Annotated in this window: 1 protein-coding gene; it reads right to left on the reverse strand. The window is 34.7% G+C overall.

Features of this window, described 5'->3' with window-relative positions; genetic code table 11:
* Positions 1–733: 733 nt before the first annotated feature.
* On the reverse strand, positions 734–1,210 hold the full coding sequence (locus HMPREF3057_RS03205) for a replication/maintenance protein RepL (protein ID WP_061744008.1): 477 nt from the start codon (positions 1,208–1,210) through the stop codon (positions 734–736).
* Positions 1,211–1,254 lie beyond the last annotated feature (44 nt).

Genomic DNA, 1,254 nt, shown 5'->3' on the forward strand with positions numbered 1-1,254 from the left:
AAAAATTAGAACAAACAAATTCCTTATAAAAGTTGTTATATCAATTCATATTAAGAATTTAAGTAGTTCAATCTTCTTTTCTATATAAAGCGTCGGAGCATATCAGGGGGTTATCTAACGTAAATGCTACCCTTCGGCTCGCTTTCGCTCGGCATTGACGTCAGATACTGCACCCCCTGAAACCCCATGCTCCAACAGCAAAAAGGAAACTTTTTGCTGCTTTTCCGACGCTTATTCACTTCGTTCATTTTATATAGAAAAGAAGTGAATGCGTTTATGCTTTCCATTTTTTTGTTATATGGCTAGCATTTTAAAGGGGGATTGGGGGTTTACCCCCAACAAGTGTATTTGCAGTCACGGAATGAGCGATAGCGAATGAAGTGGCTAGCAAATACGATGCTTGCCAAACCAAAATGGCACAATTGTGAAATGAGAAATTTTTTGACGAGCAAAGCGAAAATGATAGCCACTTCAGTGGCGATTGGTGCAGGTTTTAAGTTGGATTAATTCCAACTTAACAACCAATCCAAATCATTAAAGCGATATCGTGAAGTCAAAAAGCAATTATTTTACAATTGTGCCATTTAAGGTGGGTTGGTTTTGAATTTATATAACTTTGTTCTGCGAGTGGATCCAAAGTTATATATGAAAATGGACTAGGTTTACCTAGTCCATTCATCTTTAGAAAAGCCCGTCATGACTGTACTGTTCATTTTGTACAGTAGTTGTTATACTAGTCTTTGAAAGAATAATAATCAGATAATGCATTTTCTTGTTTATCTTCTGCCTCTTGCTCAAAGTTCCCAAATTCGAGTAAGAGGTATTTTTGTTTTTGTTCATCGCCCCTCATCATTAGCTCCGGATTTAACATTAATGCTCCAGTTTTTCTTTTAATAATATTTCCTTCTTCTAAAATTTTGAGTGTTGTTGTTACTGTTTGTAGACTAGTTCCTGTAGCTTTAGCTATTTCTCTCGTTGTAGCTATCATCGTATTGTTGCTTAAGTGAATATTATCTAAGATGTAATTAACGATTTTAAGTTTTTTTCCACCAATCATGTCTAACATACTTATTAATTGGACTATATAAGCCTTTACGAAGTTACCAGACGTTTGTTTACGGTATAACTTATCTACCTCTATGACTTCTCCACTTTGTTCGTCTATGAGCCTCTGAGAGCCTTTATATATAGTTCCATATCTTTCTTTCATCTTTTATCTCACTCCTTATTTTAAATCATTCTAAATATATCATA

Source organism: Streptococcus sp. HMSC072D05 (assembly GCF_001815805.1).
Taxonomy (GTDB): domain Bacteria; phylum Bacillota; class Bacilli; order Lactobacillales; family Streptococcaceae; genus Streptococcus.